A 19,948-nucleotide genomic window follows, 5' to 3' on the forward strand; every position below is an offset into this window, starting at 1 on the left:
CTGTTCGGGCGTTCGGGATGTTCAGGCGTTCCGGATGCGCGGGTCGAGCGCGGCGTGCAGAACATCCGCGAGGAAGCCGGACAGCAGGACCATCACGGCGGCGAACACATTGACGGCGACGACCGAGTTGACGTCGTTCTTGCCGATGGAGGAGACGAACCACTCGCCCATGCCGTGCCAGCCGAAGATCGTCTCGGTGAAGGTGGCGCCGGTGAAGAGGGCGAGGAACCCGTAGCTGAAGTAGGTCGACATGGGGATGAGCGCGGTGCGCAGCCCGTGCTTGAGCAGGGCGGCGTTCCGGGTGAGTCCCTTGGCCTGGGCGGTGCGCAGATAGTCGGAGCCGAGGACGTCGAGCATGGTGGAGCGCTGGTAGCGGCTGTAACTCGCGATGGTGCCCAGCGCGATGGAGACGGTCGGCAGCAGCAGATGCACCGACCGGTCCTTCAGTACGGTCCAGAATCCGGAGTCGACGCCGGGTGTCTTCTCGCCGGTGAACTTGATGGCCTCGGTGCCGGTCTTCTGGTTGATCCAGATGGCGGCGATCTTCAGCAGAACGGCGAGCAGGAAGACCGGAGTCGACAGGAGCACGAACGAGACGAGGGTGGTCAGCCGGTCGGAGAGCCGGTACTGGCGTACGGCCGTCCAGGCTCCGGCGAGCACGCCGATCACGGTTCCAAGGACGGTGCCGAGCAGCAGCAGCCGCAGGCTGACCCCGATCCGACGCCCGAACTCCGCCCCCACCGGGGTCCCGTCGATGGTCTGCCCGAGATCGCCGCGCACCACGTGGCCGGCCCAGTTGCCGAAGCGGGAGAACAGCGGCTCGTGGTCGTTGACACCGAGCGCGGTGAGGTGGTGGTCGACCGAGCTGGGCGACAGGGGCGGTTGGCGTCCCTCGTAGTACGAGCGCGGGTCCAGCGCCAGTGACGCCAGGAGGTACGAGAGGCAGACGGCGGCCAGCAACAGGACGGCGTAGTAGCCGAGTCGCTTGGCCAGGAAGGCGGCCACGGGTGTTGGTCCTCCGCAGTGGGTCGTTCAGGAGTCGGGCGACGGGATCACCACCGCGGCAGGCTCCATTGGTGCAGGTCGTCGGCGTATTGCCCCAGCTTGACGGTTGATTGTTGCGAACATGCAAAGAATCCATAAAAGCATCCCGGCTGCTCTCCCGCCAGGCTCCGGGATCGACTTACGGTCTGCGGAGTCTGGGGCCCCGATCGGGCCGCACCGAGCCGGAGGAATGAATACCGATGCGCAGAACCACCGTGATCGCCGTCGCCGCAGCTCTGTCGGCCACCCTGGCGGTGACCGGCTGCGACTCCTCCGGCGGGGACGGGAAGGCGTCGAAGAAGCAGGCGGCGCCGAAGGTGGACGGGCAGGACATCAATGTGCACCCGGTGAGCGACCTCAAGCAGGGCGGCTCGCTGAAGTTCAGCATCGACCAGTGGATCACGCAGTACAACATCAACCAGGTGGACGGGCAGCAGGGCGACGCCCAGGACCTCATCAAGGCCGTGCTCCCCGACCTGTTCGACTCCGATGCCAAGGGCGCGATCCACGCCAACCCGAACTTCCTCGTCTCGGCGAAGGTCACCTCGACCAGCCCCCAGGTGGTGGAGTACCAGCTCAACCCGAAGGCCAAGTGGTCCGACGGAAAGCCGCTGAGCTGGAAGGACTTCGAGGCCCAGTGGAAGGCGCTGAACGGCTCCGACAAGGCCTATGAGGCCGTCGACACCTCGGGCTACGACCAGATATCCAAGGTCGAGCAGGGCGCCGACGCCCAGGGCGTGAAGGTCACCTTCGCTTCTCCGTACGCCGACTGGCAGCGGCTCTTCGACCCGCTGTACCCGGCCGCGTACACCGATACCCCGGAGAAGTTCAACAAGGGCTGGTCACAGAAGGCCCTGGCCACCGCCAACTCCTTCAAGGTCGGTACGTACGACAAGACCGCACAGACCATCACCATCGTTCCCGACCCCAAGTGGTGGGGGGCCAGGGCGAGGCTCGACTCGGTCGTCTACCGCGTCATCGACGCCTCGGCGAAGACCGAGGCGTACCTCAACAAGGAGATCGACGAGGCGCCCGCACTCCTGCCGGAGGACTACAAGCGCCTGGTCGAGGCCGCGGACACCGACATCAGGCGAGGAGCCCGCTGGGACGAGGTGCACATCACCCTCAACGGTGGCCACAGCCCGCTAAAGGACGTGAAGGTGCGCAACGCCATCCAGGCGGCGATCAACCGCAGCGGCGTCAACGAGAGCTTCAGCAAGGACCTCTCCTTCGAACTGAAGCCGCTGAACAACCACTTCTTCATGCCGAACCAGGAGGGGTACCGGGACAACTCCAGCGAGTTCGACAAGTACGACCCCGAGAAGGCGAAGAAGCTCCTGGACGAGGCGGGCTGGAAGGACGCGGGCGAGGGCAAGCCGCGCACCAGGGGCGGCAAGCAGCTGGTGCTCGACTACACGCTGAGCGCGGGCGGCACCTCGGCCCAGACCGACCAGGCCGAGCTGGTGCAGCAGATGCTCGGCGCGGTGGGTGTGAAGGTCAACCTCAAGAAGGTCCCGGCGAACGACTACTTCAACAAGTTCGTCAACACCGGCAACTTCGACATCGTCAGCTTCCGCAATGTCGACGCCGTCTACCAGACGATGCTGACCCCGGTCTTCATCCAGCCGAAGGGCAAGAACCTCTTCCAGAACTTCGGTTCGGTCGGCTCCCCGAAGATCGACGAACTGCTGAAGAAGGCCGCCGAGACGACCGACCACGCCGAGGCCATCAAGCTGTACAACGAGGCCGACGTCGAGATCTTCAAGCTCGGCCACTCCATCGAGCTCTACCAGCGCCCGCAGATCGACGCGGTCCGCAAGGGCCTCGCCAACTACGGCGCCTTCGGCCTGGCCGACACGGACTACGCCAAGGTCGGCTGGCTCAAGTAGGGACCGGCGTTCACCCGGCCGGCCGCCACTCCACCACCTCGCGCACCAGCGGTGCCGGCTCCCCCTCCGTCCCCGGGGGAGCCGGCACCAGCGCGTAGCTCAGTGCGAGCCGCAGCGCGATCTCGCAGGTCGCGGCCAGTACCTCCGGGTCGTGCGGTGGCCGGCCCTCGTCGAGGGCGGCCACCGCACGCGCTCCGACCTGGCCGAGCAGCTCGGCGGGCGTCGGCGCCCCGGCATCGGCGCGCCGCTGGGCGGGCACGAGCGACGCGGTCGGCGCCGCGGGTCGTACGGGACGGGGTAATCGCTCACCCCAGCAGCCCGTGAGCAGCCCCCTGACCAGCGCGTTCGCTCGGACGGCGCGGACGGTCCAGGCAGCGGTGGCGGCCAGCCTGTCTCCCGTACCGCCGGCTGATCCCAGCGCCCGTTCGACACCGGCCAGATAACTGTCGGCGGCGCTCCGGACCAGGGCACGGGCCAGGCCGTCCTTGCTGCCGAACTCGTTGTAGAGGGTCTGCCGGGAGACTCCGGCGGCGGACGCGACATCGACCATGCGCACCGCCGACCAGGGCAGGGCGACCAGCGCCGAGAGGGCGGCGTCCAGCAATGCGTCTCGCGCTGTGGGCATCGTCGCCTCCCGCGCCAAGGGCTCTGCGTCCCAGAGTTGACGCGCTTGCGGGGACTGTCAATGGTTCGAGCGGCCGCGGGGTCCTGTAGCTCTTGTTCACCTGCGGTCGATACTGTGACGGCATGCCCGACTACCACGATGATCTGCGCCTCGCCCATGTGCTGGCGGACGCCGCCGATGCGGCGACGATGGACCGGTTCAAGGCTCTGGACCTCAAGGTCGAGACGAAGCCGGACATGACGCCGGTGAGCGAGGCCGACAAGGCCGCCGAGGAACTGATCCGCGGCCACCTCCATCGGGCGCGCCCGCGCGATGCGATTCTGGGCGAGGAGTTCGGAATCGAGGGCACCGGCCCGCGGCGCTGGGTCATCGACCCGATCGACGGCACCAAGAACTACGTGCGCGGTGTGCCGGTCTGGGCGACGCTGATCTCGCTGATGGAAGCCGGTGAGGAGGGCTTCCAGCCGGTGGTCGGCGTGGTCTCGGCCCCCGCGCTGAACCGGCGCTGGTGGGCGGCGAAGGGTGCGGGGGCGTTCTCCGGCCGCAGCCTGACGTCCGCGACCCGGATGCGGGTGTCGAAGGTGGAGCGGATCGCGGACGCCTCGTTCGCGTACGCGTCGCTGAGTGGCTGGGAGGAGCAGGGCCGGCTCGACGGGTTCATGGATCTGACCCGGGCCTGCTGGCGTACTCGCGGGTACGGGGATTTCTGGCCGTACATGATGGTCGCCGAGGGATCGGTCGACATCTGCGCGGAGCCGGAGCTCTCGCTCTGGGACATGGCCGCGAACGCGATCATCGTCCAGGAGGCGGGCGGGAAGTTCACCAGCCTGGACGGGGTGTCCGGCCCCGGCGGCGGCAATGCGGCTGCCTCGAACGGACTGCTCCACCACGAACTGCTGGGCTATCTGAACCAGCGCTACTGATCGGGATCACGCCCCCGAGGGGCGTCGCGCACCTCCGCACGCCCCTCGGATGATCTCGTCCCCCCTTGTTCCCGTCCCGTTTCGGTGCAACTCTGAGAGTCCCCCCGCTTGTGAACTTGTGAATCGGCTCACGCAGTCGCTTCACGAAGGAGGTGGCTCCCTTCATGCTCGTCCGTGACGCCATGAGCACGCTGGTCCTCACCATCGGCCCCACCCATACGCTCCGCCAGGCCGCCCGGCTGATGTCGGTCCGCCGCGTCGGAGCCGCGGTCGTCCTCGACCGGGACACCAGCGGGCTCGGCATTCTCACCGAGCGCGACATCCTCAACGCGGTCGGCTCCGGTCTGAATCCCGATGCCGAGACCGCCTCCACCCACACCACCACCGATGTGGTCTTCGCCGCGCCCACCTGGACCCTGGAAGAGGCCGCGGAGGCCATGACACACGGCGGGTTCCGCCATCTGATCGTGCTGGACGACCACGGGCCCGTCGGCATCGTCTCGGTCCGCGACATCCTGCGCTGCTGGGCGCCCACCAGGCGCCGCCACCACGCGGAACTCGTCGGCTGAGCCCCCATGAACGACCGGTGGGCCGGTCCCCTCCGAAGAGGCAACCGGCCCACCGTCGACGACAGGCGTCGGTTCAGCCGCGCAGGGCCTGGACCGCGGCCTCCAGACGCTTGCCGAAGTCGCCGTCCGCCTGGCGGAAGTTGCTGATCGCGCGCTCGGCGATGTCATCGCGCGACACCTTGGCGATGAACCCGGCGAGGTTGTCGATCAGCCGAGCCTTCTCATCCTCGGAGAAGAGCCGGTAGAGGTTTCCGGCCTGCACGAAGTCATTGTCCTCGGCGTGGCTCGGAGCCTCGTGCGTACCGGTCCCACCCGTGACCGAGGTGGACCCCCACAGCGGCCGGTCCGTCTGCACCGGGCCGCCGAAGCTGTTCGGCTCGTAGTTCTTCGCGCCCTTGTGACGGCCGTCGTACAGGTAGCCGTCACGGCTGTTGGTGCGCGCCTCGGTGGCGTGCGGGCGGTTCACCGGCAGGTGGTCGGCGTTGATGCCGACGCGGTAGCGGTGGGCGTCGCCGTACGCGAAGAGACGGCCCTGAAGCATCTTGTCGGGGGACGGACCGATGCCCGGCACGAAGTGCGCGGGGCTGAAGATCGACTGCTCGGTCTCCGCGAAGATGTTCTCCGGGTTGCGGTTGAGCTCCAGCTTCCCGATCTCGATCGGCGGGTAGTCCTCGTGCGGCCACACCTTGGTGAGGTCGAACGGGTTGAAGCGGTACGTGGCCGCCTCGGCCGCCGGCATGATCTGGACCTGCACCGTCCAGGACGGGAAGTCGCCGCGCTCGATCGACTCGCGCAGATCACGCTGGTGGCTGTCCGGGTCCTCACCGGCGAGCTTGTTGGCCTCGTCCTGGGTGAGGTTCTTGATGCCCTGGTCGGTCTTGAAGTGGTACTTGACCCAGAAGACCTCGCCGGCCTCATTGTTCCACTGGTACGTGTGCGAGCCGTACCCGTTCATGTGACGCAGCGTGGCCGGGATGCCGCGGTCACCGAAGAGCCAGGTCACCTGGTGGGTGGACTCGGGCGACAGACCCCAGAAGTCCCAGACGTTGTCCGCCTCCTGCGAACCGGTGTACGGGTCGCGCTTCTGGGTGTGGATGAAGTCCGGGAACTTGATGGCGTCCTTGATGAAGAACACCGGGGTGTTGTTGCCGACGAGGTCGTAGTTGCCCTCTTCGGTATAGAACTTCAGCGCGAAGCCGCGGGGGTCGCGCACCGCGTCGGCCGAACCGAGGTTGCCCGCGACGGTCGAGAAGCGGAGGAACGTCTCGGTCTGCTTGCCGACCTCGGAGAGGAACTTCGCCCGGGTCCACTGCGAGACGTCGCGGGTCAGCGTGAACGTGCCGTACGCGCCGGCGCCGCGGGCGTGCACGATCCGCTCCGGTATGCGCTCGCGGTTGAAGTGCGCGAGCTTCTCCAGCAGCGACTGGTCCTGCACCAGGACCGGACCGCCGACGCCCGCGGTCTGGCTGTTCTGGTTGTCGGCGACCGGCGCCCCGGCCTCCGTGGTGAGCGGTCCCTGCGTCACGTGCGCCTCCTGCGTCGTTCCTGCACATTCGTCATGTCCTGCACAGCCTGTCCTTGGCGTATGCCGATCCCGATCCTACAATGGACTTAGTCCAAGTCAAGTAGACATCCAAAGTCACACCTGTTCGGGACCTGGTCCCCACACTGTTAGGCTTGTTCTCATGAGTGACCTGTTGGAACGACTTCGCGGACGCGGCTGGCGCATGACTGCGCAGCGGCGCGTCGTGGCCGAGGTCCTCGACGGGGACCATGTGCACCTGACGGCCGACGAGGTCCACGCCCGGGCCGTCGCCAAGCTGCCCGAGATCTCCCGCGCCACCGTCTACAACACCCTGGGCGAGATGGTGACGCTCGGTGAGGTCATCGAGGTCTCCACGGACCGCCGGGCCAAGCGGTACGACCCGAACGCACACCACCCCCACCACCACCTGGTCTGCGCGAGCTGCGGCACCATCCGCGACGTGCACCCGGCGGGCGACCCCCTGGCGGATCTCCCGAGCGACGAACGGTTCGGTTTCACGGTCTCCAATGTCGAGGTGACCTACCGCGGCATCTGCCCGAACTGCTCCGCGACGGCCTGAGTCCTGCTGCGGAAGGCCCCGGTGCGAACATCACGCGCACCGGGACCTTCCTCATGAACTCCTGCAGGGGATAAAGCACATCCCCGCCCACACCACGCGCGCACCCCCTTCCCGAATCTGACGGGTAGTCATATCGTCGGCGGCGATCACGTCCGCCCCGCGGCGGATCCGCACCTCGATACGCGCGAGGAGAGACCCGTGGGAGATCCGCACCCGACCCCACCCACAGCCACCAGCCCCAAACTCCGCGCCGACGCGCTCACCCGCTCGTTCGGGCGCGGCGCCAAGGCCCTGTCCGCCCTCGGCCCGCTCGATCTCTCCATCGCACCGGGCGAGTTCACCTGCATCGTCGGCCCGTCCGGCTGCGGCAAGTCCACGCTGCTCAGGATCGCCGCCGGACTGCTCCGCCCCAGCTCCGGCGAGCTGTCCATCCGTACGGCCTCGCCCCGCCCGGCGGCGATGATCTTCCAGGACTACGGGATCTACGACTGGAAGACCGTGCTCGCCAATGTCCGGTTCGGCCTCGACATCCAGCGCGTACCGCGCAAGGAGGCCGACGCCAGGGCGCGCGACTGGCTGGCCCGGATGGGGCTCCTGGACTTCGCGGGGGCGTATCCGGCCACCCTCTCCGGTGGGATGCGGCAACGGGTCGCGATCGCCCGCGCCCTCGCCGTCGAACCCGAGATGCTGCTGATGGACGAGCCGTTCGCGGCGCTCGACGCCCAGCTGCGCACAATCCTCCAGGACGAGCTGCTCGACCTCACCCAGACCACCCGCACCACCACCCTCTTCATCACCCACAGCCTCGAAGAGGCGATCGTGCTCGGAGACAGGGTGCTGGTGATGTCGGCCAGACCGGGGCGGATCATCGCCGAGCGCCGCCCGCCGTTCGGCCGGCCGCGCACCGGCGCGGTCCGCTCGGCAACCGAATTCACCGCACTGAAGAGCGAGTTGTGGGAACTTTTGCGCGGCGAGGTACGCAGGGAGGCGGTCCCGGCATGACCACCACCGTGAACACCACGAAGCCCGGCGACGGCGTCCTGATCCGCAGACCGGGCCCGCAGGAGCTGCATCCGGTACGCACCCACCGCAGGCGCCGCGCCCTGGAGCTCACGCTCGCCGTCGCCGTACCGCTGCTGCTCGTGCTGCTCTGGCAGCTGGCCGCGGCACAGTCCTGGATCGACGACCGGGTCTACCCCGCCCCCTCCACCATCCTGGCCGACGGCTGGGGCCGGGCGGGCGCCGGTGAACTGTGGCCGGACGTGTGGGCCACGCTCAAGCGGGTCCTCGGCGGCTATGCGATCGGCACCGTCGCGGGATACGCGCTCGGCCTGCTGATGGGCTCGCTCTCCCTCGTACGGGCAGCGCTGGAGCCGTTGCTCGATGCCCTGTACGTCGTACCGAAGCTGGCTCTCCTGCCGGTCTTCCTCAATATGTTCGGCCTCGGTGAAGGACCGCAGATCGCCCTGGTCGCCGCGACCGTCTTCTTCTTCGTCTGGATCTCCACCATGGCGGCCGTGCTCGCCGTTCCGGTCGGCCACCGGGACGCCGGTCAGGTCTTCGGCGCCTCGCCCTGGCAGATGTTCCGCCATGTGCTGCTGCCCGCGTCGCTGCCCGCGGTCCTGGTCGGGGCGCGGATCGCGGCGGGGGTGGCCGTGCTGGTCATCGTCGCCTCCGAGCAGATCGCGGCGGCCGACGGTCTCGGCCATCTGATCTTCGACTCCCGGGCGCTGTTCCAGAACGACGTGATGTTCGTCGGCATCGTGTGTGTGGCGATCCTCGGTGTCGTCTTCTCCGAAGTGGTGCGGATCGCCGGGCGGTTGCTCACACCATGGGCCCCGCGCGACCGCGGCCGCAGCCAGCCCTGAACGGCTCCCCCACGTTCCTCGTACGGAGGCACTGTGCGTACACGTACCCCCTTCACCTGCACCGTCGTGCTCGTCACGGCATCCCTGCTCGGCGCGGCAGGCTGCGCCGGGAACGACTCCGACAGCGGCGCAGCCGCCGCGCCGCGCACCGTCAAGCCCGTCGCGGGCTGCGGCGCCGGCAGCTGGACCGACCCGGCCGACCTCGCCCCCGACCGGAAACCGGCCCGCTGCGACAAGGGCGCCCCGGCCGCCCAGCCTCTGGCGAAGAAGCGGAAGATCACCGTCGCCACCGGCACCCTGAGCGCGGAGTACGTTGCTCCGCTCCAGGTCGCGGTGGCAAAGGGCGAGTTCGCGAAGGAGGGGCTGGACGTCGAACTGAAGGTGCTGCCCACCCCGGACGCCCTGCCGCTGCTCGCCAAGGGCGATGTGGACGCCCAGTGGGCGGCTCCCGAGGCGGCCGTGATGAACGGCATCAACGGCGGCTTCGACATCAAGTGGGTGGCAGGGAACTTCTCCCCCGACCCCACCTCCAAGAGCGGCCTGTGGGTGCGTCTCAAGGACGGCGAGAGCGCCGATCACGTCGAGATGGCGGGCCGGAAGATGGGCACGATGATCGGCAAGGGCTCGGTGATCGCGTACCCGATGGACACCTCCCTGAAGAAGCACGGCGGCGGCCTCGACAAAATCAGCTTCCAGCAGCTCGGTTCCGCGGATGTGCTGACCGCGCTGCAGAACGGCGGCGTGGACTCGGCCTGGCTGCTCGACCCGATCTGGCGCAAGGTGGACGGCGACAAGAAGTACGCGTTCCTGGGCGGCCAGCCCGTCGGCGAACCGCTCGGCGGCCTGCTCTTCGGCCCGACGCTGCTGAACAAGGACCCGGACGCGGGCGTCGCCTTTCTCCGCGCCTACATCCGGACGGTGAACACCTATTTCGCCGGCGACTACAAGGCCGATCCCGGGTTCGTCGCCGAGCTGGCGAAGCTGATGAAGACCGACGAGGCCACACTGCGGTCGACCCCGTCGATGCGGATGGACTGGGAGATACGGAAGGGCACGACGGACCGGCTCCAGAAGGCGTACGCCGATTCGGGCGTCTCGAAGGGCACCCCGGTGCCGGAGATGAAGGCCGTCGACCGGGCGATGTACTCGGAGGCGGTGGGCCACAAGCTCTGAATCGCGCGCATGGGCATGCGCAGAAGGCCGGATCCTCTAAAGGATCCGGCCTTCTGCGTTCAGTAGCGGGGACAGGATTTGAACCTGCGACCTCTGGGTTATGAGCCCAGCGAGCTACCGAGCTGCTCCACCCCGCGTCGTTGAACCCAACAGTACGTGACGCCCTGGACCAGCGCAAATCCGTTCCTGCGGGCCGTGCGGGGCCGCCGCGCGCTGCTACGCGGTGAGCTCCTGGTGCAGAGCCTCCCGCAGCCGGGCAGCCCGCTCGGCGACCTCCGCCGGGCCCAGCTCGACCGCCCGCGCGCACCAGCGCTGCCCCTCGGTGAGCTCCCCGCGGCGGGCGGCCAGCAGGGCGAGGCGCAGAGCGGCCCGCCCGTGTCCGTCGTTCGCGGCACGGCTCCACCACAGCGCGGCCTCGCGCTCGCTGCCCTCGCGGGCCAGCAGCAGCCCGAGGTTGAAGGCGCCGTTGCGGCTGCCCGACTCGGCGGCCTCGCGGTACCAGCGGGCCGCGCTGTCCACGTCGCCCCGGGCCGCCGCGAGCATCCCGACCCGCACCTGGGCGCGGCGGTGCCCCTGCTCGGCGGCCCGCTCGTACCACTCCTCGCACTCGGTCTTCTCCGGCATCGGCTCGCCGAGCGCGGGAGGTCCGGGCGGCGGCTGCCGCGAGTCCAGCACCCCGGCCAGCCGGAAGGCGGCCTCGGCGCTGCCGCCGCCCGCCGCGCAGCGCAGATGACGCTCGGCCTCCTGCTCTTCGCCGTGGTGCAGCAGGGCCATGCCGACCTGGAGCGCGGCCTCGGTGTGGCCGGCCGCCGCGGCGCGCTCGTACCAGACCAGTGCCGTACGGTCCTCGTCGCGTCCGGCGTGCAGGATGCCGAGGTTGAAGGCCGCATCGACGCTGCCCGCCTCGGCGGCCTTGGAGAACCAGGGCTCGGCGCCGGTCGCGTCGCCCGCCTGGAGCAGGAGTACGGCCAGTGCGTTGGCGGCCTCGCGGTGGCCCGCGTAGGCGGCGCGGCGGTACCACTGCTCGGCCTGCGGCGTACGGTCCTGGGCCGCGCAGAGCAGCCCCAGGTTGTAGGCGCCGTTGACGTCGCCCGCGTCCATGGCGGCGCGGTACCAGCGCTCGGCGGTCTGCTGCTCGCCACGGGCGGCGTGCAGGGCACCCAGGGCATTGGCGGCGTTCCCGTCGCCGTCCTGGGCGGCGCGCAGCCACCACACGGCGGCGCTCTCCTCGTCGCCCGCGTCACGCAGCAGGAAGCCGAGCGCGCAGGCGGCCCGCGCCTCGCCGGCCTTCGCGGAGATGAGGTACCAGCGGCCGGCCTCCTTGGGCTCGCCGCGCTGTTCGAGGATGGCGCCGAGGTGCAGGGCGGCACGCCGGTGGCCACGCGCGGCGGCCTGCCGATACCACTGCTCGGCCTCGCCCACGCGTCCGGCCTCCGGACCCGCCACGGGGCCGTCGTCCTTGCGCACAGCGGAACGGGCGGCGGCACCCGGACGGCCGTCGGCACCCGGACGGCCGTCGGCGCCCGCGCCGGGTCCGGGGCCGGGTGCCGGGCCCAGGCCCGGGCGGCCGAAGGCGTCGTGCGGGTCGTCGGCGGCGTTGCGGTCCAGCATGCGCGCGAGGCGGTACGCGGCCTCCCGGTGCCCCTGCTCGGCGGCGGCGCGCAGCCAGCGCTCGGCGCCGACGTCGCTGCGGTGTTCCAGCAGGTCGGCGAGGGCGTACGCGCCGAGCGCATGGCCCTGCTCTGCGGACTGCCGCAGCCAGTACTCGGCGCCGGGCTCGTCGCCGCGCTCGCGGTAGTGGCGGCCGAGGGCGTGCGCGGCGGCGGCGGAACCGGCGACGGCTGCGATACGCCACCAGCCGGCCGCGTCGTCGGTGTATCCGCGCTGGTGGAGGAGGACGCCCAGGTTGTTGGCCGCGGCCCGGTCGCCGTCGGCGGTGGCCGCACGCAGATAGGACTCGGCGCCGTCCAGATCGCCGCGGCGCAGCAGCAGAGCGCCGAGGACGCTCATCGACGTGGTGTCCCCGGCGTCGGCGGCGCGACGGTGGCGCGCCTCACTCTCGGCGCTCTCCGGACTCTCCCGGGTCTCGGGGCTCTCCGCAGCCTCAATGGCCCCGGCGCTCTCCGTGTCCTCTGCACTCTCTGTGCTCTCGACGGTCGCGGCACACCCCACAGTCTCGGCGGTCTCGGTCGTCCCGATGATCTCAGCGGTTTCAGTGGTCTCGCTGGTTTCAGTGGTCTCGCTGTTCTCCGCGGCGGCGACACCAAAAGCCGCATTCATCACGCTATCCGGCCGATGACCGCGACGCTGCACAAACCGCCCTGTCTCCAACAGAGTTGCCCTGTCCCCCATAAATACCATCGTCGCACCACCTGCAACCCGCGTACACCTGGTATGCCGCGGCCAGTGAGGTCACTTCAGCGTTTTGTCGACATGCCCACAGAGAGATAAGTCAAACACGTCCGGGCTCAACTCGTGCCCCGCGAACCGCACTTCACACCCACCGCACAAGAAAGTCGTCGCGACATGACGAAGGCCCGGATCCTCGAAAGGATCCGGGCCTTCGTCTTTCAGTAGCGGGGACAGGATTTGAACCTGCGACCTCTGGGTTATGAGCCCAGCGAGCTACCGAGCTGCTCCACCCCGCGTCGTTGTGTTCAAACCGTACCACGACGCGGGGGTGAGCCTTTACCGAGTCACTCAGCCACCGCTGCCGGCATCAGACGCTCTATTCGAGTTGTCCGAACTATCCGAATTGCCCACACTATTCGCACTGCCCGACTTGGGCTGAGCGGCCGCCGCACGCTGCAGCGCGTCCTGCAGATCGGCCTGGGCCTTGGCGTAGGCGCTCCAGTCCGGCTTCTTCAGGGCCGCCTCGCCTTCCGCGTAGGCCTTCTGCGCATCCGCGATCGCCTTCTTCAGCGCCGCGTCACCGGTGGCCGGCGGCTGTGTGGTGCCTGGTGGCCGGGTGGTCTCCGCAGGCGGCTCGGTGGTGCCGGAGTCCGTCACCCCGAAGACCGAGTTGAGCGCCTCCCCGAGACTGTTCTCGAAGACGGTCTTCGACCCGTACGAGGCAGCGACCTTGCGCAGCAGCGGATAGTTCTGCGTGCCACCGCGCGTGTACACCGGCTCGATGTAGAGGAAGCCTCCTTCGAGCGGCACGGTCAGCAGATTGCCGTACTCGATGTCGGAGTCGGTTCCCTTGAGGTTTCTCACGAACTCGGCGACATCGTCGTTGCCGTTGAGCTCACTCTGTACCTGGCCCGGGCCCTTCACCGTGGTGGTGACTCTCAACAGCCTTATCGTGCCGTAGTCCTTGCTGGCCGCATCCGCGTCCACCGCCATGAACGCCCCGAGGTCGGGCCGTCCCTTCGGGGTGAACGTCGTCGTCAGCGAGAACTTCTGGGCTGTCTGGTCCGGCATCTTTATGCTCAGGTAGTACGGCGGGACGGCGCCGGACTCCTTGTTGGTCGGATCGTCCGGGACCTGCCACGCGTCACTGCCGCTGTAGAACTGGGCGGGGTTCGTGACGTGGTAGCGGGTGAGCAGCTCGCGCTGCACCTTGAACAGGTCCTGCGGGTACCGCAGATGGTCCCTGAGGTCCTGCGGGATGTCCGCCTTGGGCTGCACGGTCCCCGGGAACGCCTTGCGCCAGGTCTTGAGGACCGGGTCCTCGGTGTCCCACTCGTAGAGCTTGACCTTGCCGTCGTACGCATCGACGGTGGCCTTCACCGAGTTGCGGATGTAGTTGACCTGGTTCTGCTGGGCGACGACCGCACGCTGGTTGGTGGTCAGCGAGTCGGCTGTGGTGTCACCGAGCGTCGTACGCGAGGCGTACGGGTAGCCGTTGGTGGTGGTGTACGCGTCGACGACCCACTGGATACGGTGGTTCACCACAGCCGGGTAGGCGTCGCCGTCGATGGTCAGCCAGGGTGCGACCGCCTCGACGCGCTCCTTGGGCGTGCGGTTGTAGAGAATCCGCGAACCCTCGCCGATGGCCCCCGAGTAGAGGATCTGCGGCTCGCTGAACGCCACGGCGTACGCGGCGCGGTTGAAGGCGTTGGAGAGACTGACTCCGCTGTTGCCCCGGTAGCTGGTGGTCTTCTCGCCGTCCTCCTCGTAGTCGAGCTCCTTCTGGGGCCCACCGACGATGGAGTACTGCTCGGTCTTCTCGCCGTAGTAGATCTGCTGCTCGTACTTGGGGAGCTCACCCGTGGTCGGCAGACCGGACTCGGTGAAGTCCGGGGAACCCTTCGGGTTCTTGCCGGTCGTCGTGCCCCGGGCCGCGATGGCGCCGTAGCCATGGGTGTAGGTGAAGTGGTCGTTGATCCAGTTGCGCTTGGGGATGCCGTCGAGGTTGAGCTCGCGCAGACCGATGACCGTGTCCTGGTCCTTGCCGGCGGCGTCCTTGTAGCGGTCCACGTCCAGCGTCTTGGGGAACTGGTAGTAGTTCCTCTTCTGCTGGAGCTGCTGGAACGCCGGGGAGACGACGTTGGGGTCCATCACCCGGTAACTGGCGGCAGCGTCCGCGCCGGCGCGCAGCTTGGCGTCGTCGCTCGTTGTGCTCTTGCCCGAGTAGTCGTCCACCTGCGCGTCGTCGATGTCGTACGCGTCACGCGTCGCTTCGATGTTCTTCTGGATGAACGGCGCTTCCTTGGCCTGCTCGTTCGGCTGGACCTGGAACTTCTGCACGATCGCCGGGTACAGCCCGCCGATCAGGATCGCCGAGAGCACCATCAGACCGAAGCCGATCATCGGGAGCTGCCAGGTGCGGCGCCAGAGCGTCGCGAAGAAGAGCACGGCGCAGATCGCGGCGATGCAGAACAGGATGGTCTTCGCCGGAAGGTAGGCGTTGGCGTCGACGTACCGCAGGCCTGTCCAGTTGTCCGTTGCCTTGAAGTCGCTGGACTTCACGGCCAGGCCGTACCGGTCGAGCCAGTACGCCACGGCCTTCAGCGAGACGAAGACGCCGAGCAGCACCGACAGATGGCCGGTGGCCGCGCCGGTCGCCCGCGCGCCGGGGCTGGTGATGCGGAGTCCGCCGTACAGATAGTGGGTCAGCGCGGCGGCGATCAGCGAGAGCACCGTGGCCGCGAAGCCGAAGCCCAGCAGGAAGCGGTACCAGGGCAGGTCGAAGGCGTAGAAGGACACGTCCAGATGGAACTGGGGGTCCTTCTGGTTGAACGCCACGCCGTTCACATACATCAGCCAGGTACGCCACTGACCGGAGGCGGATGCTCCGGCAATCAGTCCGACGAGCGCGGTGATCGCGAGCAGCACCCACTTCTTGTACGGGGCGAGGCTCATCCGGTAGCGGTCCAGGCTCTGCTGCTCCAGCGACATCGCGCTCAGCGGCGGCCGGAGCCGGTGCGCGAGCCAGATGTTCAGGCCGACGGTGATCGCCATCAGCAGTCCGAAGACGAGGAACAGCCCGATCTTGGTCCACAGAGTGGTGGTGAAGACGGACGAATACGCGACCGACCGGTACCAGAGCCAGTCCGTCCAGAACCCGGCGAACATGACGAACGCCATGGCGAGAACCGCCAGGACGCCCAGTGTCATGAGCAGGGTACGGGCGCGCCGGGACGGGCGGCCGACTCTGATCCGTGGCCCGGTCGGGCCTCCGCCGCGGTCCGGCATCTGGAAAGCCAACGTGCGCACCTCGAAGTTCGCGGGTCGTGTGAAGCGGGCCCAGCGATCGTAGAGCCCACCTATGCAACTTACTGAGGCTTTACCTAGTTCCCGTTCCCGGGGCGGAAGGAGGCAGGATGTTGGCCATGTCCAACGTTTCCCCCTCAGGCCCCCCGATGGCCGCGAGCCCCCTCACCGTCGCCGTGCTCGAAATCGACGAGTACGTCTCCGGCCTCGGCTGGGACCAGCCGGCCCGGCTCTTCGCCCTCGTCGACACCGCCCGGCTGCGGACCCAGGAGCCCGGCCTCGCTGCCCAGCTCGGTCTCGACAGCTCCGACTCCCCGACCGCCTCACTCACCCCCATCGAGCAGGAGGAGCTTCCTCCGGGCACCGCCCTGGACGAGTTCCTCGCCACGATCGCCTGGCCCGACGCAGTGATCGGATGCGCGATGACGGTGGAGCGGCTGATGCTGCCGCCGTCCGCCGAGGCCTCCGTGCCGGAGGGGCTCAGCGATGCCCAGCTGACCAAGTGGGTCGCCAAACACCCGGAGCGCCAGGAGGTGCGGATGACCGTGGCCGTCCTGCGGGACGGTGCGCGCGAGTCGGCCGTACGGCTCCGCGAGAAGGACTCCCCGAGCGAGGTGCGGACCGGCGCCGGCCTGGTGCCCGGGCTGGCCGACGCACTGGCCGCGACCTTCGAGGCCTGACCCCGCCGCGTCCCCGCCGAGGGGGCGCGGTCAGCCTGCCGAGCAGCTCGGCAGGCCGGCCGTGTCCCCTGCGCGGATCTTCTCCAGCGACTTCTTCGCGTCGTCGATCGTCTTCACCTTCACCAGCGTGAGTCCGCTCGGGGTGTCGGAGGCGGCGGCCTTGCAGTTGTCGTTCGGCGTCAGGAAGTACCGGGCGCCCGCGTTGCGCGCGCCGACCAGCTTCATGTTGATGCCGCCGATCGGGCCGACCTTGCCCTTGTCGTCGATCGTGCCGGTGCCCGCGATGAACTTGCCGCCCGTGAGCTTTGAGGGCGTCAGCTTGTCGATGATGCCCAGGGAGAACATCAGACCGGCGCTCGGGCCGCCGACATCGGCGAGCCTGATGTCGATCCGGAACGGGAACGTGTGGTCCGTCCCGGCCTGGATGCCGACGATGGCGCGGTTCTCCTTGGGTGCCTTCGCGGTGGTGATGACGATCTTCCGGCTGCCCTCGGGCTCCTTGCCGGCCTTCTCGGCCGCCTGCGCCGTCTTCGTCGGGATGATCGTGAACGTGACGTCCTCGCCGGGCTTGTGGCGGGTGACGAGCTTCGCGACGTCCTCGGGCTGATTGACCGCGTTGCCGTCGACCTGCTTGATCACATCACCGGCGTGCAGCTTGCCCTGGGCGGGGCTGTCCTTGATGACCGTGGAGACCACGACGCGCGACGACACCGGGATGCCCAGCTCGGTCAGGGCGGCGACCTTGGCGCTCTCCTGGGACTGGCTGAACTCCTCGGCGTTCTCCTGCGTCGACTGCTGCTCGGTCTTGCCGTCGGGGTAGAGCGTGTCGTGCGGTACGACCACGCTGTCGTGGGCCAGCCAGCCGTAGACGGCCTCGACGAGGTTCATGTTGTAGTCGGCGCCGGTGACCCTGACCGTCGTCATATTGAGGTTGCCCGACGTCGGGTACGTCTTGTGCCCGGAAATCTGCAGGACCGGTTCGCCTTCGACCTTGCCGAGGGTGTTCACGGTCGGCCCGGGAGACATCTCCGAATACGGCACTGGAATCAGCACGCCTGCGCAGAGCAGCGCGATGAGGATCAGCGTGGAGGCGAGCATCGTCGCGGTGCGGCGTGGCATGGAACGACAGTACGGGAAGGGTCTGTCAGTGCACCGTCGGGGCCGGTCCGCACGGGGCGGGGAGCCGGGCATGGCGCTGTGCCGGAGGGCGTCGGCAGCCGGCACCGCTGTGCGGATTGGCGACTGCGTACGTTCGGCGGAGGGTCAGACAACATCGGAACCGGAGTCCGATTTCTCCATCGCCTCACGGAACCTGGCGTACCCGGCGAGTTCTGAGACATCACCGGCCGTGCGATTACGGGTGGCCCAGGTTCCCCATATCGCAGCACCGAGTGCAGCGAAAAGCGGAATCAGCAACCAAGCGAGTGCTGCCATTACGACCTCCCTACCCCATGAGCGACCGCAACTGACCTATCAGCAGATTAACCATCTGCAGGACCAACGCTCACGGCAGGGGTGCGGTTACGCAAATCGAGGCGGACGACCACCCGATCGGCTTGCGCTCAGCAGGCGCCGACCCACTCCTCGGTGCCGTCCGAGAAACGCTGGTGCTTCCAGATCGGAACCTCGTGCTTGAGGTCGTCGATCAACTTGCGGCACGCCTCGAACGCCTCCGCGCGGTGCGGGCAGGAAACGGCGACGACCACGGCGAGGTCGCCCACTTGGAGGTCACCCACCCGGTGGACGGCGGCCAGCGCCCGGACAGGGAAATCCGCGACGACCTTCTCGGCCACCCGGCGCAATTCGTCCTGCGCCGAGGGGTGGCAGGAGTACCCGAGCGCACCGACGTCCTGACCGCCGTCGTGGTTGCGCACCGTGCCCGCGAAGAGCGCCGTGCCGCCCGCGGCGTCGTCCCCGACCGCCCGGAAGATCTCGTCGACCGACAGCGGCGTGTCGCGAATCGCCAGCAGCCGGATGGGGTCGCTTGCCGCCTGCTCGCCGGGGTGGTCGTGGGTGGGAGCCATGGGGCCCATGGTGCCGTACCGCACCGACATCGTGGAATAGCGTTTTCCACCGGCGGGCCGCTCCTGGCCTTGGAGCCTTCTACAGACGTCCCGCAGCCCCCTAGATCCGGCGGCGGGCCTTGCGGGCGCGGCGGACCAGGGCGGCGGTGCCGAGCAGCGCCACGGTCGCACCGGCGGCACCTGCCGCGGTGGCGTCCTTGCGGCCGAGGCGGCGTCCGGCGACGGTGTGCCGGCCCTCGACCTCTTCGAGAAGCGCGGCGAGCACCTCCTCGTTGGTCCAGCTCGGGCGCCAGCCCGCGTCGTGCAGCCGGCTCACGCTGACCACCCAGGGGTGCATCGTGTACGCCAGATCGCCCGCCGGGGACGGGGTGAGGCCGATCCGGTGCAGCCGGGCGGCGGCGCCGAGTGCCACGGCGGAGGGCAGTTCCATCCGGCGGACGCCGCTGAGCTCCTCGACCTCCTCCTGTTCCAGCCAGCCGTCGCAGCCGACCGCGAACTCGCCGTCGATCTTCTCCAGCGCGGCGTACTCCAGGGCCGTGACCAGGTCCTCGACATGGCAGAACTGCCAGGTGGGGCGCGATCCGGCGACGACCAGGAGGCGCGGCGACTCGAAGTAGCGAGTCAGTGCGGTATCCGTACCGCCGACCAGGACGGTGGGCCGGACCACGGTCACATTGAGTCCGGGGTGGGCGCGGGGCGCGCGACGGCCGAGCCGTTCGATCTCCAGGAGGTCGCCGACGCCGGTGGCTTCGGCCGTGGCGCGCAGCTCGGCGTCCTCGGCGAGCGGGATGTCGTTGTCGGGCAGCGCCCCGTAGACCATCGCCGAGGTGCACAGCACGACCCGGTGGACCCCGACGGCCGCGGCGGCCGTCAGCACGGTCTGGGTGCCGCGCACGTTGTAGGCGGTGCGGGCGGCGGGGTCGGTCTCCAGATCGAGATCGAGTGCCAGATGCACGACGACATCTGCGCCACGCAGCTTCTCCGCGATGGCGGGATCCCGTACGTCGAGGATGTGCCAGGTCGCCTCGGAGACCTCTCCGCGGCGTTCATCGATGGCGATGACCTGCTTGATCTCCTCGGATGCCGCGAGGCGTGCGGTGAGCAGCTCACCGACGCCCCCCGCGGCTCCGGTGACCGCGACGACGGGGCCACGGTTCCTGGAGCGGCTCTTTGCGGGCTTGTTCTCGGTCGAGGGGTCGGACAGGTTTCGCGCTGCGCGAACCTGAGGATCTGGGGAACTCACCGGGCGTCTCCAGCGGTTGTCTTCAGTACGTACCCGAATGACGCGTACGTACCAGGTGGCGTCCATCCTGCCGCAGGCCGGGAGCCGACGGAGCACTGAGGCCCCAAGCGGACTTTTGGTGTCTACGCTGGATGGTGATGTCGGGCA

The 19,948-nt window shown here is 68.8% G+C and carries 16 protein-coding genes and 2 tRNA genes; 8 read left to right on the top strand and 10 right to left on the bottom strand.

All coding sequences use genetic code 11. The features are described 5' to 3' along the window. Positions 1–21: 21 nt before the first annotated feature. Positions 22–1,005 (bottom strand): ABC transporter permease, encoded by a 984-nt coding sequence (locus ACGFU7_RS12190; protein WP_393694796.1) that lies wholly within the window; start codon positions 1,003–1,005, stop codon positions 22–24. Between the two features lie 239 nt (positions 1,006–1,244). Between ACGFU7_RS12190 and ACGFU7_RS12195 the strand changes: the two genes are divergently transcribed. Further along, positions 1,245–2,933 (top strand): ABC transporter family substrate-binding protein, encoded by a 1,689-nt coding sequence (locus tag ACGFU7_RS12195; RefSeq protein WP_393694798.1) that lies wholly within the window; start codon positions 1,245–1,247, stop codon positions 2,931–2,933. A 10-nt stretch (positions 2,934–2,943) separates the two neighbouring features. Here the strand turns inward: ACGFU7_RS12195 and ACGFU7_RS12200 are convergent, their stop codons facing one another. Then, positions 2,944–3,558, bottom strand: a complete 615-nt coding sequence (locus ACGFU7_RS12200) for a TetR/AcrR family transcriptional regulator (RefSeq protein ID WP_393694800.1) — start codon at positions 3,556–3,558, stop codon at positions 2,944–2,946. A gap of 122 nt (positions 3,559–3,680) precedes the next feature. Between ACGFU7_RS12200 and hisN the strand changes: the two genes are divergently transcribed. Further along, positions 3,681–4,481 (top strand): histidinol-phosphatase, encoded by an 801-nt coding sequence (gene hisN, locus ACGFU7_RS12205; RefSeq protein ID WP_393694802.1) that lies wholly within the window; start codon positions 3,681–3,683, stop codon positions 4,479–4,481. A gap of 164 nt (positions 4,482–4,645) precedes the next feature. Beyond that, entirely contained in the window at positions 4,646–5,050 is a 405-nt protein-coding gene (locus tag ACGFU7_RS12210; protein WP_393694804.1) for a cyclic nucleotide-binding/CBS domain-containing protein, read from the top strand. 73 nt (positions 5,051–5,123) lie between these two features. Here ACGFU7_RS12210 and ACGFU7_RS12215 read toward each other — a convergent pair whose 3' ends face one another. After that, positions 5,124–6,575 carry a catalase gene (locus ACGFU7_RS12215; protein WP_393694806.1) on the bottom strand — a complete coding sequence of 484 codons (1,452 nt, stop codon included), beginning with the start codon at positions 6,573–6,575 and terminating at the stop codon, positions 5,124–5,126. 160 nt (positions 6,576–6,735) lie between these two features. On the opposite strand from ACGFU7_RS12215, the gene ACGFU7_RS12220 reads away from it, so the two are divergent. The 4 genes from ACGFU7_RS12220 (at position 6,736) to ACGFU7_RS12235 (ending at position 10,196) form a co-directional block, all read left to right on the top strand. Continuing rightward, positions 6,736–7,155: a Fur family transcriptional regulator gene (locus tag ACGFU7_RS12220; RefSeq protein WP_393694808.1), complete on the top strand. Its 420-nt coding sequence runs from the start codon at positions 6,736–6,738 to the stop codon at positions 7,153–7,155. 198 nt (positions 7,156–7,353) lie between these two features. Then, positions 7,354–8,157, top strand: coding sequence for an ABC transporter ATP-binding protein (locus ACGFU7_RS12225; protein ID WP_393694810.1), 804 nt, complete (start codon positions 7,354–7,356; stop codon positions 8,155–8,157). Continuing rightward, entirely contained in the window at positions 8,154–9,023 is an 870-nt protein-coding gene (locus ACGFU7_RS12230; protein ID WP_393694812.1) for an ABC transporter permease, read from the top strand. Before ACGFU7_RS12225 ends, ACGFU7_RS12230 begins: the two co-directional genes overlap by 4 nt. A 33-nt stretch (positions 9,024–9,056) precedes the next feature. Continuing rightward, positions 9,057–10,196 (top strand): ABC transporter substrate-binding protein, encoded by a 1,140-nt coding sequence (locus ACGFU7_RS12235; RefSeq protein ID WP_393694814.1) that lies wholly within the window; start codon positions 9,057–9,059, stop codon positions 10,194–10,196. Positions 10,197–10,259: 63 nt separating this feature from the next. Here ACGFU7_RS12235 and ACGFU7_RS12240 read toward each other — a convergent pair. The 4 genes from ACGFU7_RS12240 to ACGFU7_RS12255 form a co-directional block, all read right to left on the bottom strand. Next, a tRNA-Met gene (locus ACGFU7_RS12240) sits at positions 10,260–10,333 on the bottom strand. A 79-nt stretch (positions 10,334–10,412) separates the two neighbouring features. Then, positions 10,413–12,557 (bottom strand): tetratricopeptide repeat protein, encoded by a 2,145-nt coding sequence (locus ACGFU7_RS12245; protein WP_393694816.1) that lies wholly within the window; start codon positions 12,555–12,557, stop codon positions 10,413–10,415. 213 nt (positions 12,558–12,770) lie between these two features. Then, a tRNA-Met gene (locus ACGFU7_RS12250) sits at positions 12,771–12,844 on the bottom strand. 52 nt (positions 12,845–12,896) lie between these two features. Next, entirely contained in the window at positions 12,897–15,836 is a 2,940-nt protein-coding gene (locus ACGFU7_RS12255) for a UPF0182 family protein (RefSeq protein ID WP_393694929.1), read from the bottom strand. Positions 15,837–15,964: 128 nt separating this feature from the next. Between ACGFU7_RS12255 and ACGFU7_RS12260 the strand changes: the two genes are divergently transcribed. Next, on the top strand, positions 15,965–16,534 hold the full coding sequence (locus ACGFU7_RS12260) for a PPA1309 family protein (protein WP_393694818.1): 570 nt from the start codon (positions 15,965–15,967) through the stop codon (positions 16,532–16,534). Positions 16,535–16,564: 30 nt separating this feature from the next. Here ACGFU7_RS12260 and ACGFU7_RS12265 read toward each other — a convergent pair whose 3' ends face one another. The 3 genes from ACGFU7_RS12265 to ACGFU7_RS12275 form a co-directional block, all read right to left on the bottom strand. Continuing rightward, positions 16,565–17,653, bottom strand: a complete 1,089-nt coding sequence (locus ACGFU7_RS12265; protein ID WP_393694819.1) for a PDZ domain-containing protein — start codon at positions 17,651–17,653, stop codon at positions 16,565–16,567. 443 nt (positions 17,654–18,096) lie between these two features. Further along, positions 18,097–18,558: a molybdenum cofactor biosynthesis protein MoaE gene (locus ACGFU7_RS12270; RefSeq protein ID WP_393694821.1), complete on the bottom strand. Its 462-nt coding sequence runs from the start codon at positions 18,556–18,558 to the stop codon at positions 18,097–18,099. A 100-nt stretch (positions 18,559–18,658) separates the two neighbouring features. Beyond that, complete coding sequence (locus ACGFU7_RS12275; protein WP_393694823.1) at positions 18,659–19,801, bottom strand: SDR family oxidoreductase; 1,143 nt, start codon at positions 19,799–19,801, stop codon at positions 18,659–18,661. Between the last annotated feature and the right edge of the window lie 147 nt (positions 19,802–19,948).

It is taken from the genome of Streptomyces sp. NPDC048473, from assembly GCF_043200155.1.
Lineage (GTDB): Bacteria > Actinomycetota > Actinomycetes > Streptomycetales > Streptomycetaceae > Streptomyces.